Source organism: Haloferax sp. ATB1, from assembly GCF_000730175.1.
Genome location: NZ_JPES01000036.1, coordinates 1 through 14206, shown reverse-complemented (window position 1 = coordinate 14206; position 14206 = coordinate 1). Strand labels below are relative to the sequence as shown.

Sequence of the window (14206 nt, the reverse complement as noted above, 5' to 3'; positions counted from 1 at the left end):
GGGCAGTAACAGAGTTTCGCGTATGTAGTAGAATCCGAAACGTCGTCAGCTGTCTCGGACGATGGATTCGAGTTCGCCGACGATTTCCGGGTTCTGAAGCGCGGACGTGTCGCCGAACTCCTCGCCGTTGGTGATGTTTTCCAGAAACCGGCGCATGATCTTCCCGGACCGCGTCTTCGGGAGGTCGGGCGTGAAGATGACGGCGTCCGGCGTGGCAATCGGACCGATTCGCTCGCGGACGTGCGAGCCGATTCGCTCGCGGAGGTCGTCGTCCCCGGAGACGCTCGTCTCCAGCGTGACGTACGCGTGGATGCCGCCCGTGTCGGCGTCGTCGACGCTGACGACGGCGGCCTCGACGACGCCCTCGACGCCGACGATAGCCGACTCGATTTCCATCGTTCCGAGGCGGTGGCCCGAGACGTTGATAACGTCGTCCACCCGCCCGAGCACGGTGATGTAGCCGTCATCGTCCACTTTCGCGCCGTCGCCGGTGAAGTAGTGCCAGCCGTCCACGTCGAGCTTCGCCGCGTCCTCACCCCATCGGTGGCCGTGTCGGAGCGCGAGCGGCATGCCGGGCCACGGGCGCGTAAGGACGAGATAACCGGCCTCGTTCGCAGGAACTTCCTCGCCGCGGCCGTCGACAACTCGAGCGCCAACGCCCGGGAGCGGCGGCCCGGCGGTGCCGGGCTTCATGTTCTTGACGCCCGGGAGGGTGGTTATCATCATGCCGCCGGTCTCGGTCTGCCACCACGTGTCCACGACCGGGCAGTTCTCGTTGCCGATGTGTTCGTAGTACCACTTCCACGCCCGGGGATTGATTGGCTCACCCACCGTGCCGAGCAGGCGGAGACTCGACAGGTCGCGCGACGCCGGGAGCGACGCGTCCCACTTCATGAACGACCGAATCGCGGTCGGAGCCGTGTAGAACACGTCGACGGCGTTCTCCTCGATGAGGTCCCAGATGCGGTCTTTCTCCGGGTAGTTCGGCGTGCCCTCGTACATCACCGTCGTCGTGCCGAGCGCCAGCGGGCCGTAGACGACGTACGAGTGGCCGCTAATCCAGCCGATGTTCGCCGTAGAGAGATACGTGTCCTCCGGCTTGAGGTCCAACACCGTCTGCGACGTCCACGTGACGTGGGCGAGGTAGCCGGCGGTGACGTGTTCGACTCGCTTCGGTTCGCCGGTGGTCCCCGACGTGTGGATGAGAAACAGCACGTCGTCGGCCGCCCGTTCGACAGGGTCGACCTCCGCGCCGGCGTGGGCGTCGACCAGTTCGTCGTAGGTGTGCTGTCCCGCTCCGAGGTGTTCGGTCTCGCCGAGGTGCTCGACGACGACCATCTCCTCGAGGTCGTGGGCGGCCTTGAGACGGGCGTCGTCGGCCTTGCTCTTCAGGTAGATAGCGCTCCCTCTCCGGTAGTAGCCGTCGCAGGTGACGAGGAACGCCGAGTCCGCGCTCTCCAGTCGGGTCGCCAACGCGTCCGCCGACAGTCCCGCGAAGACGACGTTGTGGGGCGCGCCGATGCGGGCGCAGGCCAGCATGGCGATGGGTAACTCCGGAATCATCGGCATGTAGAGCGTGACCACGTCGTCCTCCTCGACGCCCTGTGCACGGAGCGCCGCCGCGAACTCGTTCACCTCGCGGTAGAGGTCCTGATACGTGTACGTTCGCGTCTCGCCGAGGTGGCTCTCCCACTTGATGGCGACGCGGTTCTTGTCGCCGTTTTCGACGTGCCGGTCGAGACAGTTGTAGCAGGCGTTCAGCGTCCCCCCGGCGAACCACTCGAACGGGGGTTCGTCGTCGGGTAGGACCGACTCGTAGGGGTCGAACCAGTCGAGCGTCGCCGCCGCTCGCTCCCAGCAGTCGGGCCAGTTCTCCTCGAACTCGTCGTAGACGGTGCCGTCGGTGACGGTGGCCTGTTCGACGAACGACGCCGGAGGCGGTCTCTCCTCGTCTTCGGCCATCCTCGTTTCGAAGTCCGGCCCACGACGGTTCGACATACAGGAGTTACGTCGGCCTCATCGCATTAAAACGTTCGTCGGGTGCGCGACTGGGGCTACCGATGGCGTCCGCCAAGCTTCTTGTGTCAGCCAGTCCCAGCCCACGTATGCCACATCCGACCGCGTTCTCCCGGCCCATCGGGAGCGAGCGCGTCGCGGGAACCCGCGAGTCCGTCATCCGAGAGATGACCCGCGAGGCGCACGAACACGACGCCATCAACCTCTCGCAGGGCATTCCCGACGAGGACGAGACGCCGGCGAGCGTGAAGGAGGCGGCCAAAGACGCAATCGACACGTCGAGCCAGTACACCATCACGTGGGGGCTCCCGGAACTCCGCGAGGCGGTCTCGGAGCGCTACGCCGAGTGGAAGGGCGTCCGCTACGACCCCGAAACGGAGGTCACAATCACCACCGGGACGAGCGAGGCCGTCGTCTCGACGCTCCTCGCGCTCTGCGACCCCGGCGACGGCGTCATCTACTTCGAGCCGACCTACGAGAGCTACATCCCGGCCGTCCAGTTCGCCGGGGGAGAGCCAATGCCGCTCGACATCACCGACGGCCTCGAACTCGACGCCGACGCGCTGTGGGACGCCGCCGAAGACGCGTCGATGCTGATTCTCAACCACCCGCACAACCCGACGGGGAACGTCTTTTCGCCCGCCGAACTCGAGCTCGTCGCGGAGGTCGCCGCCGAGGAAGACCTCGTCGTCGTCACCGACGAGATATACGAGCACATCGTCTACGACGATGACTACGTCAGCCCCGTCGAAATTGACGGGCTCGCCGGCCGAACCGTCGTCTGTACGGGGCTGTCGAAGACGTACTCCGTGACGGGGTGGCGCGTCGGGTTCGCGCTCGCTCCCGAACCGCTGTCGGCCGAACTGCGGAAGGTCCACGACTACACGAGCATCTGCGCGCCGACGCCGTTCCAGCAGGCGGGCGTGGAGGCGCTGTCGCTCCCGGCGGACTACTACGACGACCTCTCGGACTCGTACGAACGCCGCGGCGAACTGCTGTACGACGGGCTCCGGGAGGTCGGCCTCGACCCCGTGAAACCGGACGGCGCGTACTACATGCTGACGCGCTATCCGGGCGACGGTGACGACACCGAGTTCGCGCACCGACTCGTCCGCGAGGCCGGCGTCGCGGTCGTCCCCGGGAGCAGTTTCTACACCGAGGGGTCCGCGGACTGGGTCCGGTTCACCTTCTCCCGCAACGAGACGACCATCGAGGAGGCGCTCCGGCGGCTCGACGAGAACCGCTTCTGGTAGTCCGGTGACCCGATAGTGTCCCGGCGGTGGCCCGCTCGGGACCGCAGTCAGGCGTCGTCAGCCGACGCCGCGTCCGCCTCCTGCGCTGAGTTCTCGGCGGGTTCGACGCCCCGAATCACGAACCGCGCGCCGGCGTCCGCGGCGTCCTCGTAGCCGACCGACCAGTCGTGAGCGTCGGCGATGGTGCGGACGATTGCGAGGCCGAAGCCGGTGCCGTCGGCCGCGGTCGTGAACCCCGACTCGAAGAGCTTCGAGCGGTCCGCCGGCGGCACGCCGGGGCCGTCGTCCTCGACGTAGAAGCCCGCGTCGTCGTCGAGTCGGCCGACGGTGACGGTCACGCCGTCGCCGACGTGTTCGATGGAATTTCGAAACAGGTTCTCGAAAAGCTGGAGGAGCCGAGTCCGGTCCGCTACAAACGACGCGCTTTCGGCCACCTCGAGCGCGGCCGATTTGGTGTCGACGTTCGCCCACGCCTCGGTCGCGACGGCGTCGAGCGAGACCGTCTCGCGCTCGTCGACCGTGCCGCCGCGAGCGAGCGCGAGCACGTCGGTGATAATCTCGCCCATGCGCTCGTGGGCTGCCTCGATTCGCTCGACGTGGTCCGGGTCGGGGCGCTCCGCCTCCTTCACCAAGTCGAGGTAGCCCTCCGCCACGTTCAGCGGGTTGCGCAGGTCGTGCGAGACGACGTTCGCGAACGTTTCGAGCTGTTGTTCGTGCTTTCGCCGGTCGGTCACGTCGTGGGCGTTGACGACGACGCCGCCGACGACGGGGTCGTCGAGGAGGTTCCGACACCGGACGCTGAAGACGCGCCACCCGCGAGTCGAACTGCGGAACCGGAGTTCGGCGGTGGCGTCCTCGTCGGGGCGCGCCACCGCCTCCCGGAACGTCTCGATGGCGGCGTCCTCGTCGTCGGGGTGGAGGAACCGCGCGAGCGTCTGTACCTCGCTCGGGTCCTCATCGGTGCCGAGCGTCTGGGCGGCCGAGTCGCTCAGGTAGCTGACCGAGCCGTCGGCGTCGAGGACGAAGATGAGGTCGGAGGCGTTCTCCGTGAGCGCGCGGAACCACCGCTCGCGGACGCGGCGCTCGGTGATGTCGTGGAGGATGTGCAGGTGGCCGCGAACCGCGTCTCGGCCGTCGGTCACGGCCGACCTGTCGACCTCGAAGTAGCGCGCCTCGCCGTTGTCGTCGACGACTCGAATCTCCCCGCCGGTTTCGAGGGCCTCGGCGGCCTCCACGTCGAACACGTCGGCCACGGGGGCCCCCAGCGACGAGGGCTCCACGTCGAAAAGCGCCCTCGCCGACGGGTTGGTGTCGGCCAGTCGGCCCTTTCGGTCGACGACGATGACGGGGTCGGCCATCCGCTCGATGACGAGGTCCCGCGCGATAGGGCTGATGTCGAGGATTCGGTACCGCGAGAGCCCGATGGCGAGCAGCGACGACGTGGCGGCGAACGAGATGGCGATGGGGTTCGCGGGCGAGAATGGTACCGCGAGATACACCGCGCCGACGATGGGGGGAACGAGAACCGCGACGAACAGGAGGAGCGCTTGCTTTCGGTATATCTGGCGGCTCCGCAGGCAGTGGATGCCGAGGGCGACGAGCGCGGCCCCGACCGCGACGTAGCTGTAGACAATATCCACCCAGAACAGCGGTCCGTAGACGACATCGGCCGTCGTGATTCCACCGGTGGTCGAAAACGACAGCGACTCCCACAGCAGCGTGTGGAGTCCGAGCGCGTTCGTTACCGCCCCCACGACGGTCAACGTGGGCCACACGGCGAACAGCGCGGCGGTGCGGCGAGAGACCAACCGCTCGTAGCCCGCGATTTCGAGGGCGAAAAGCAGGGTGAAAAAGACCGCCGCCTCCGCGGGTATCAAGATGAGAACGAACCACAGGAGGCGGACGGACGCCGAGTCGGCGAGGAGATAAAACGCCTCGACCAGCGACCAGCCGCCGGCGCTCAGAGCGAGGGCGATGAACCACCGCCCGGTCGGTTCGTCGTGGTACTGCCAGCCGTAGCTCGCGACCCAGGCGGAAATCACGGTCGCGAGCAGAAGCGCACCCACGTACGGTGACAGTGAGAGAGGCACTACACTCGAATACCCGGGTCAGCCACTTAGAAACTCTGGCAGACGGCCGGCCGTGAGTCGCCCTAACGAAGGGTTTGGCGGTCCAAAGTCTCTTAACTGACCGGTCAGTAAGCCGGGACAGAAGATGGACGCAGAGACCAGGGCCGAGATACTCGAAGCGACCAACCGAGCGCTCTGCGAACACGGGTACGCCGGCCTGACGGTGCAGCGAATCGCGGACGAGTCGTCGGTGACGAGCGCCGCGATTCACTACCACTTCGACACGAAAGAGGAGCTTCTCAACGCCTTCCTCGACGACCGAATCGAGCGATTCGAGTCGAAGTTGTCGTGCGGCGCGTCCGACCCGCGGAAGCGGCTCGACGCGGTTCTCGACGCGGTGTTCAACCCCGAGGAGCCCGACGTCGACGGCTTCCCCGTAGCGCTCATGGAGTTGAAGGCGCAAGCGCCCTACCACGAGCTGTTCCGCGAGCGCTTCCTCGACCTCGACGACGTGATGCGCGGAACCGTCGCCGACATCGTCCGCGACGGCGTCGAATCCGGGGAGTTCGACGAGGCCGACCCGGCGGAGATTGCGCGGCTCGTCACGACCATGAGCAACGGCGCACACGCCCGCGCCGTCGCGCTCGGCGAACACCCCGCTGAGACCCGGCGGGTCGTCGAAGACGCCCTCGAACTTCACCTCGGCTGGACGCCGGCGGCGGGGGTGGACGAATGAGTCTGTTCAAGGGGCAAGCGGAGCTCAATCTCACCGAGGGCGGCATCGTCAAGCCACTTCTCTACCTGTCGCTCCCCATCGTCGTCACGAACCTCCTCCAGACGGCGTACAACCTCGCGGACACGTTCTGGCTCGGGCAGTACTCCACGGAGGCGCTCGCGGCAATCTCGTTCGCCTTCCCGATGGTGTTCCTCCTCATCTCGCTCGGGATGGGACTGTCCGTCGCCGGGAGCGTCCTCGTCGCCCAGCACACCGGAGCCGACGAGACGGACAAAGCCGAGTACGCGGCCTCTCAGACCGTCACGTTCGCGTTCCTCGGGTCCACGATGCTCGGCGCGCTCGGCTACCCGCTGGTCAACCCGTTCCTCGATTTCCTCGGGGCCTCGCCGGACGTGCTCCCGGGCGCGACGGCCTACATGCAGGTCATCGCGCTCGGCCTGCCGTTCATGTTCGGCTTCTTCGTGTTCATCTCGCTGATGCGCGGGGCGGGCGACACCATCACACCGATGCTCGTGATGTTCGGCACTGTCGTCCTCAACGTCGTCCTCGACCCGTTTTTCATCAACGGCTGGGCGCTGGGGCCGGTTCAGTTCCCCGAACTCGGGATTCAGGGCGCGGCCATCGCCACCGTCATCTCGCGCGTCCTCGCGATGGTCGTCGGCATCGCCATCATGGTGTCGGGCACCAGAGGCATCCAGATTCACCTCACGGACATGCGACCCGACTTCGAGTACCTGCGGAAGATTCTCCGCATCGGCATCCCCGCCAGCATCGAGGGGACGGGCCGCGCGCTCTCCATCAACGCGCTTCTCATCGTCGTCGGCCTGTTTTCGACCTCCGTCGTCGCGGCGTTCGGCATCGGCACCCGCGTGTTCTCGGTCATCTTCCTCCCGGCTATCGCCGTTGCGCGCGGTGTCGAGACGATGTCCGGCCAGAACATCGGCGCGGGGAAGTACGACCGCGCGGAACAGGCGAACTACGTCGCGGCCAAGGGACTGTTCTTCGTCCTCGGCCTGCTCGGACTCGCCATCTTCCTCGTTCCTGAGCCCATCGTTTCGGTGTTCACCACCGATGCGGCGGTCCTCGACGTGGGCGCGCAGTTCTTGCGGTACGTCTCGCTGTCGTTCGGCTTCATCGGTATCATGCGGGCGTTCACCGGCGGCTTCCGGGGCGCGGGCAAGACGCTCATCGCCGCGGTGATATCGGTCGTCACGCTCGCCGGTATCCGGCTTCCGGTCGCCTTCGTCGCGTCGCAGGGGCTCCTGCCGACCGACTTCTGGTTCCTCGGGAGCATCGACGTGCGAGGCATCTGGATAGCGTTCTTCGTCTCGAACGTCGCGGGCGCGCTCATCGCGTGGCTCTGGTTCCGCCGGGGAACGTGGCGCGAGGGCGACGTCCGCGGGACGCCGGCCGGTGGCGAACTGGAGACCGACGACGTGGAGCTATCGAGCGGGATGGACTAACGAACAAGAACGGTCCGGCCGAACCCGCTACTCGGCCGAGATACTGAACCCGGAAAGCGAGTCTTTCGCGTCCTTGACGAACCGGTGTTTCCCCGTGATGCGGGCCGACCCGGTGATGAGCGGCGTCGTCAGCGTCACGCCGTCGCGTTCGTCGGCCGCGACGAGCCTCCCTTCGAAGCGCGTGCCGACGATGCTCTCGTGGAGGTACGACTCGCCGATGTCGAGCGCGCCGGCGTCGTGGAGGAGCGCCATCTTCGCGCACGTCCCGGTCCCGCACGGCGAGCGGTCAACCTGTCCCTCGCCGAAGACGACGATACTCCGGTCTACGTCCTCGGGCGTGCCGTATATCTCGGTAATCGAGACCGAGCCCTCCTCGCCGGTGAGCGGGTGGACGATATCGAGGCGCTCGTTGACGGCGTCGCGGATTTCGAGGCCCCAATCGACGAACGTCGCCGCGTGCCGCGGTTCGACGGGCAGGTCGAGGTGGTCGCTGTCGACCAGCGCGAAGAAGTTGCCCGCGTAGACGACATCGACGGGGAGCGGCGAGTCGAGAAACGAGACCGGGACCGTCGCCCGGTCGTAGACGAACGACCGGACGTTCTCTATCGTGACGCGCTCGACGCCGCCGTCGGACGCGTATTCGGGCGCCGCCTCGACGAGTCCAGCCGGCGTCTCGACGCGGACGGTCTCGCGTCGGTCGAGTCGGCCCAGTTCGAGGAGCGCGGAGACGACGCCGATGGTCCCGTGGCCGCACATGTCGAGGTAGCCCCGACTGTCCATGAAGAAGACGCCCACGTCAGCGTCGGGATGGTCGGAATCGACGACGACAGCTCCGAACATGTCGTCGTGGCCGCGGGGCTCTCGCATCAGCAGGTCGCGCACCCAGTCGTGGGTGTCGGCGAACGAATCGCGGCGCTCCCGAACTGAGTCACCCACGAGCGCCGAGCGGTCGATGCCGTCGACGACGATGCGGGTCGGCTCGCCCTCGGTGTGCGTGTCGATGGTCGTAAACGACGCGTCCGTGGTGAGTTCGTCGAACTCGAACTCACTTTCGTCCGCGAGGCCGTCGGCCGCGGGGTCTCCGTTCATTCGTCCACCAGTTCGAGCCGGGCGATTTGCTCGTCGGACCAGTCGTAATGCGGCTCGTCAATCGCTCGGAGCGACCGCACGCACTCGTTGTAGCGGCGGCGGGCAATCGGCGCGTAGGGGTCGTCGGGGTTCGCGCGAATCCACTCGCGGAGGTCGGAGAGCGCCCGCGGAGAGTAGCTATCGACGTCGTCCTGTTCCCGTAAGAGCGCGAGTTTGCGTTCCTCGGTGCGGAGCGACCTGACGAGGACCGCGGCCGCGACGCCGGGCAACAGGAGGAGCGAGACGAGCATCGAGACCCACGTGAGCGTCGACAGCGCCATGTCAGTCGTCACCTCCCGGGACCGCCGCGGAACCGGACGGCGGCTCGTCGCCGACGACGCTCATCACGAGCGTGCTCACGACGACGAGCGCGGCCATGAACGCGACGCCGAGCAGCATCAACCGCTGGTTCGCGGTCCCGATGCTGGAGTAGACGCCGTAGCCGAGGATGAACACCATCACGACGGGGATGACGTACTTCACGACCGGATTCCACCACGAGCCGACGTAGATGCCGGCGTTACGGTTGAGGTCGAGAACGCGGGCGCGCTCGGGGCCGAACTTCCACGCGACGAGTGCGATGATAGAAAGCGTCGCCAGCGGGAGCCCGAAGCTCCCGAACATGAAGTCCATCCGTCCGAGGAACGCCGACGAGTAGGCGCTCGGGAGGCCGAACAGCCAGATAGCGCCGCAGGACGCGAGCACGGCACCCGTCCGCGAGAGCCGCGTCTCTTCCGAGACGGTGGTGACGGCGACCTCGGTGATGCCGAGGCCGGAGGTGAACGTCGCGAAGAAGAAGGAGACGAAGAACACGATAGCCCACAGACTCCCGCCGGGGAGTTCGGGGAACACCTGCGCCATCGAGATGAAAAGCAGGTTCGACCCGGCGCTCGGTTCGAGTCCGAACGCGAAGACGACGGGGAACGTGGCGAACACCGCGAGCAGGCCGATACTCGTGTTTCCGATGGCGGTGAACAGGCCGCCGCCGAGCGGCACGTCGTCGTACCGGCTGAGGTAGCTCCCGTAGGTCAGCGCGATGCCCCACCCGAGACCCGTCGAGAACAGCGCCTGACTGAGCGCCGCGACCCACGTACTGCCGCGGGTGAGATACCCCCAATCGGGCGTGAAGACGAACGCGATGCCCTCCATGCCACCGGGGAGCGTGACGCCGCGAATCGAGACGGCCACGAGCGCGACGACGAGCAACGGAATCATCCACTTCACGACGCGCTCGATGCCCCGGCGGATACCGAACACGAGAACGCCGGCCAGACCGGCCATCGTCACCGTGTGCATTCCGACGACGAGCGCCGGATTGTTGATGAAGCCCTCCCAGAACGCTTGCGGCTGGAACCCCGGCTGGGTGAACGTCATGAGCATCGAGTGGCCGGCGTAGTAGAGCGCCCAGCCGATGATGGGCGCGTAGTACGACATCAGCGCCACGTTGACGATGAGGACCACGAGGCCGAGACCCTGCGCCCGCTTGCTCCCGAGGACCTTCCTGAACGCCCCGATGACCCCGTGGTTCGTGTAGCGGCCGATCATCGTCTCGGCCATCAGTCCGGGAACCGCGATGAGGTACAACAAGAGAATGTAGGCCACGAGGAAGGCACCGCCGCCGTTTTCGCCCGTCGTAAACGGCATGCGCCAGATGTTGCCCGCGCCCACCATCGCGCCGAGCATCGCCATGAGGAAGCCGAACCGGCTCCCCCACTCCTCTCTCGCCGTTCTCGCCTCTGAGTCTGACATGATAATCCTACCCAGATCCTTGAACAGAAGGTAGTTATACGGATGTGCTACTATGGTCGGGTTCGTCAATAAAAAATTTATATGAACTCTGTTATAATGAATTTGGTAGTTCAACTATATTCGGACAGTAAGCCACTTCAGACCCCCTATTATGAGATTGAGAGTCTGGCAGTAAACATCAACAGCTGGGAAGTTTTGGCCCAAATCATCGGTCGGCCCGTATCATAGTCGGGGATGTGTATATAACCACGAAGCGGACACCACCGGCATGGTCACGACCAGCGACGAGCGGGCCGAAGGCGACCGAATACCGGGAGACGGGCGCGGGACGAACCACGAGTCGGAAGCACGTCGGTGCGCGTGAGAGACGACCAGACAGACGAGCGGACGGACGAACTCGAACGGGCGGTACTCGCGCTTCTCGACCGCCGGGGGGCGACGCCGATAGACGAGATACTCTCCGGAGTAGACGGACATCCTATCGAGATAGAACACGCCTGTAGCCGACTCCAGCAGGCGGGCGAACTCCGAAGCCGGAGTTGCGGCGTGTACGCTCTCCCGACCTCTCACGAGGGCTACCCTCCCATGGACAGACACTAGTATAACTCACCCTCCACCGAGGACTCAGCCATGACGAACTCAGCCACGGAGCGACTGTCGACCCAACGATGTCCGGAGTGCGGTTCGGAGACGCAGACACGACACGGAATCGAACGCTGTACTGACTGTACGTGGCGCGCGCCACAGGGGGCCGACTGAACGGAAAGACGCTGTCGGTACCGCGGACGCGACCCGTCGAACCGACACCACCGTGTCCGGAGTAAACTGGAGGGAACGTTATCGAATCGAATAATGGGCGGCGTCGGCGGCGTTACGGAGTTGACTCCGCATACTGGTTGAGGAGTTTCGCCTCGGCCTTCCGGAGATGTTCGAGCAGCGTGGTTTTCGAGATGTCGAGTTCGTCGGCCAGTTCCCGCGTCGTCGTCGCTCGTGGCCACGTGTAGTAGTCGCGCCGACAGGCCAGTTCGAACACCTCGCGCTGGCGGTTCGAGAGCTTGTCCAGTTGGTGCGAGACGTGGTTTTTCGCGCCGGCGACGGAAGTGACCTTGGTGACGATGATTTCGGCCTGATTCGCCGCCTCCAGCGAGTCGAGGCGTTCGCGGAGGTCGGCCCGGTCGGCGGTGTCGATGACCGGCCAGTACTCCCAGCCGTCGTCGACGCGGACGGGCGCGTCGTGGACGAAGCCGTGTGATAGAAGCGAGTCGGTCATGCTGTTTTCGGGGTCGTACTCGACCATCAACTCCCGCGTCGTGTTGCCGACGTTCGACGCGCCGTTGTCGAACTCGTGGCGGGGGCTCAACTCGGAGACGGAGTCAGTCAACCGCGACCGCTCGGTCGCGCGGACGAAGTCGTCGATGTCCTCGACCCGGTCGGCGTAGACCGTGAAGTGTCCCTTGACTGTGTCTTCGGGCGTGTTGTACACGGTGTGAGCGGTGACCCCGGCGTCGACGTTCTCCGTCACTTCCAGCGTCCAGCAGTCCGGGTGCCAGACCTTGAGCGTGAGTCTGGTCGGGCCCGTGAGTTCGGAATTCGGTGCGCTAGCGTTCGACATGCGACGACGATTACTCTCCCGTCTGGTATATATCCGACCGACCATGGGAGGCCGATATATCGACTTCGACCGCCCGTGGTCACCGACGGCTCCGAACCGAAGCCACGTATCAAACCCGAGAACAGACTAGTCGGCGCGACCACAACCACCGGCTCAGGAGACACCGAATCGTCGACAGTCACCGGTCTGCGTTCCGGCAGAGAAACGTTGATAACGACCGCTCGATAGGGGCGAGTGAATACCCGCAGACACCCCTAGAGACGTTACTGGACAACCCGGCGATGGGGAGGCGCTCTCAGTCGGCGTAGAACGGTCGAAGGAGGGGACCGAAGAACTCCGCTGGCGCGACGTGAACGACGCGCTATCGAGCGGTCAGTGGGGTCGCCTCATCGAACGTGGCGTCCTGACCGACGCCGCGGCCGGCGGCTTCGTGCTTTCGAACCCGGACTGAGTCGCCTCGAAACTGCAGTCGATCGAACTCAGTGACGGGCTGCGAGCGACGACGCCGGCTCGTCGTGGTCCCGGGCGGACAAACTCGGTGCGGTCGGCGTCGTCGTCCTGTTCGCCGGCTATGCGAACGCCGGCATCCGAAACGCGGTCGCCGGCATCGACAACGTCGTACTCGGCCCGCTGGCGCACTCGATACCGTTCTACGTCGTCGTCATCGTCCTCGCCGCAGCGACCGGCCTCTACTCGACCGTGATGCAGGACCGGCTGAAAGACACGGACCTCCTCGAACGCCATCAGACCCGGATAGACGACCTGAAGTCGCGCCGTGAAGCGGCGAAAGAACGCGGCGACGACGACGCGCTCGAACGCCTCGAAGCAGAACAGATGGAGGCGATGGGCGACCAATGGAGCGTGATGAAAGCGCAGTTCAAGCTGATGGTCTGGATAATGCTCGTCACCATCCCGGCGTTCCTCTGGATGTGCTGGAAGGTCCGCGGCGGCCACATCGCCGCCGGCTCCGCGAACGTGGTTCTCCCCCTCGTCGGCCGGGTCGGCTGGCAGGACGCCGTCTTCGGCCCCATACCGGTGCGGGTCGTCTGGTACTTCCCTGTTCGTTCGCCCCCAGGCAGCTCTGTCAGACGTATCTCGGCATCGACCCCTCCGGGACCGCCCGCTCGGACTCGGAGCCCACGAACTCTTCCTGAGCGACGCGAACTGCCCCTTCAAACCTCACCTCGCGGTCTCTTTGGCAATCACTAAGTAGTTTTCAAACCAGTTCGTATATACCGACGCCGCGACGAGAGTCCGACATGGACCGCGACGATTCCGAGCGGCGAGAGTCGAGCGACTCGCCCGCGGTGACGTGCGAACTCGACGAGACGGAAATCGAAGCGCTCGTCGACTACGTCGAAAATGAGCGCGACCGCGAAGCACCGGAGGGGCGCCGCCTCGGGGGCGAGAACCGTGACGCCGATGGCAGCAGCAACGATAGCGACCGCAACGGTCGCGAGGCGGCGATAGAGCGCTTTCGTGGCCCGGACGAGGTGCTGACGAAAGTCGTGCCGCACGCGGGCTACCTCGAAGTCCACAAGCGGACGCCGTGCGCCGAGGGCTGTACGTCGTGTCCACACGGGCCCGCCGTCTATCACGTCCGGTGGGAGCGCCACCCCGACGGGGGGAACCGGCTCCATTGGATTCTCATCGGCCCCGAAGTCGGCGCGAACTGATTTTCCGCCGTCGGCTCAGCGGTCACCCGCGGCGGTTTGGGGGGTCGACCGCGAGTCAGACCGCCCTTGCTTGTCGCTCCAGCGACAGCGCGCCGGGTCGACCGCCAACTCGATTGGGAGGTCTTCGTACCGCGGTTCGACCTCCGCCGTCTGTATCCCCCTGCAAACCCGCACGCACAGGGGAGACTTGGCACTCGCGTCGTGGAGCATCCGACTCAATCTTACGCGACGAGGACCCACATCAGGAGATGACCCGGGCCGATATCGAATGACACGCCGACGAGCCACAGTCGACGAAGACGCCCGCGGGCTTGGTGGGGGAAGGAGAGGACACCACACGCCGCGAGCTGCAACAGGCCGGTGCAGGACGCCCAGCAGGAGGACGCTGGCGACGACATCGTCGCCGACCTCTGCCGGAGGGCCGCGGAACACGACGGCCGCGACGGCGAGCCCGCGACGGCGAGCGCCGCCGCCGACGCGAGGTCGACGCCGAGCGTCGTTCGC

13 protein-coding genes are annotated in these 14206 nt (G+C 65.9%); 6 read left to right on the top strand and 7 right to left on the bottom strand.

Going from position 1 to position 14206, the window contains the following annotated elements:
• Nucleotides 1-45: 45 nt before the first annotated feature.
• Nucleotides 46-1962 (bottom strand): acetate--CoA ligase, encoded by a 1917-nt coding sequence (gene acs, locus ATB1_RS05825; protein WP_082256291.1) that lies wholly within the window; start codon nt 1960-1962, stop codon nt 46-48.
• A 143-nt stretch (nt 1963-2105) separates the two neighbouring features.
• Between acs and ATB1_RS05820 the strand changes: the two genes are divergently transcribed.
• Nucleotides 2106-3269, top strand: coding sequence for a pyridoxal phosphate-dependent aminotransferase (locus ATB1_RS05820; protein ID WP_042662655.1), 1164 nt, complete (start codon nt 2106-2108; stop codon nt 3267-3269).
• Between the two features lie 47 nt (nt 3270-3316).
• Here the strand turns inward: ATB1_RS05820 and ATB1_RS05815 are convergent, their stop codons facing one another.
• Nucleotides 3317-5335 carry a histidine kinase N-terminal 7TM domain-containing protein gene (locus ATB1_RS05815; RefSeq protein WP_042662654.1) on the bottom strand — a complete coding sequence of 673 codons (2019 nt, stop codon included), beginning with the start codon at nt 5333-5335 and terminating at the stop codon, nt 3317-3319.
• A gap of 148 nt (nt 5336-5483) precedes the next feature.
• On the opposite strand from ATB1_RS05815, the gene ATB1_RS05810 reads away from it, so the two are divergent.
• Both ATB1_RS05810 and ATB1_RS05805 read left to right on the top strand, forming a co-directional pair.
• Complete coding sequence (locus tag ATB1_RS05810) at nt 5484-6074, top strand: TetR/AcrR family transcriptional regulator (protein WP_082256290.1); 591 nt, start codon at nt 5484-5486, stop codon at nt 6072-6074.
• Nucleotides 6071-7537, top strand: a complete 1467-nt coding sequence (locus ATB1_RS05805) for an MATE family efflux transporter (protein WP_042662653.1) — start codon at nt 6071-6073, stop codon at nt 7535-7537. The genes ATB1_RS05810 and ATB1_RS05805 overlap by 4 nt, the downstream gene beginning before the upstream one ends.
• A 27-nt stretch (nt 7538-7564) precedes the next feature.
• On the opposite strand, the gene ATB1_RS05800 is transcribed toward ATB1_RS05805, so the two are convergent.
• From ATB1_RS05800 to ATB1_RS05790, 3 genes are read right to left on the bottom strand one after another with little or no spacing between them, the layout of a single operon-like run.
• Nucleotides 7565-8626 carry a proline racemase family protein gene (locus ATB1_RS05800; protein ID WP_042662652.1) on the bottom strand — a complete coding sequence of 354 codons (1062 nt, stop codon included), beginning with the start codon at nt 8624-8626 and terminating at the stop codon, nt 7565-7567.
• A complete protein-coding gene (locus tag ATB1_RS05795) occupies nt 8623-8946 on the bottom strand; it encodes a hypothetical protein (protein WP_004977992.1) in 324 nt (107 codons plus the stop codon). The genes ATB1_RS05800 and ATB1_RS05795 overlap by 4 nt, the downstream gene beginning before the upstream one ends.
• A 1-nt stretch (nt 8947) precedes the next feature.
• Nucleotides 8948-10414 (bottom strand): sodium-dependent transporter, encoded by a 1467-nt coding sequence (locus ATB1_RS05790; RefSeq protein ID WP_082256289.1) that lies wholly within the window; start codon nt 10412-10414, stop codon nt 8948-8950.
• A gap of 354 nt (nt 10415-10768) precedes the next feature.
• Here ATB1_RS05790 and ATB1_RS05785 point away from each other — a divergent pair, with 354 nt between their 5' ends.
• Nucleotides 10769-11014, top strand: a complete 246-nt coding sequence (locus ATB1_RS05785; protein WP_052367776.1) for a hypothetical protein — start codon at nt 10769-10771, stop codon at nt 11012-11014.
• 271 nt (nt 11015-11285) lie between these two features.
• Here the strand turns inward: ATB1_RS05785 and ATB1_RS05780 are convergent, their stop codons facing one another.
• Nucleotides 11286-12026, bottom strand: a complete 741-nt coding sequence (locus ATB1_RS05780; protein ID WP_042662651.1) for a helix-turn-helix domain-containing protein — start codon at nt 12024-12026, stop codon at nt 11286-11288.
• A gap of 558 nt (nt 12027-12584) precedes the next feature.
• Between ATB1_RS05780 and ATB1_RS22960 the strand changes: the two genes are divergently transcribed.
• Both ATB1_RS22960 and ATB1_RS05770 read left to right on the top strand, forming a co-directional pair.
• Entirely contained in the window at nt 12585-13235 is a 651-nt protein-coding gene (locus tag ATB1_RS22960; protein WP_343122535.1) for a DUF106 domain-containing protein, read from the top strand.
• 50 nt (nt 13236-13285) lie between these two features.
• Entirely contained in the window at nt 13286-13702 is a 417-nt protein-coding gene (locus ATB1_RS05770) for a hypothetical protein (RefSeq protein WP_042662650.1), read from the top strand.
• Nucleotides 13703-13923: 221 nt separating this feature from the next.
• Here the strand turns inward: ATB1_RS05770 and ATB1_RS20360 are convergent.
• Nucleotides 13924-14206 (bottom strand): hypothetical protein (locus tag ATB1_RS20360; protein ID WP_241768091.1); only part of this gene is annotated, 283 nt, incomplete at its 5' end.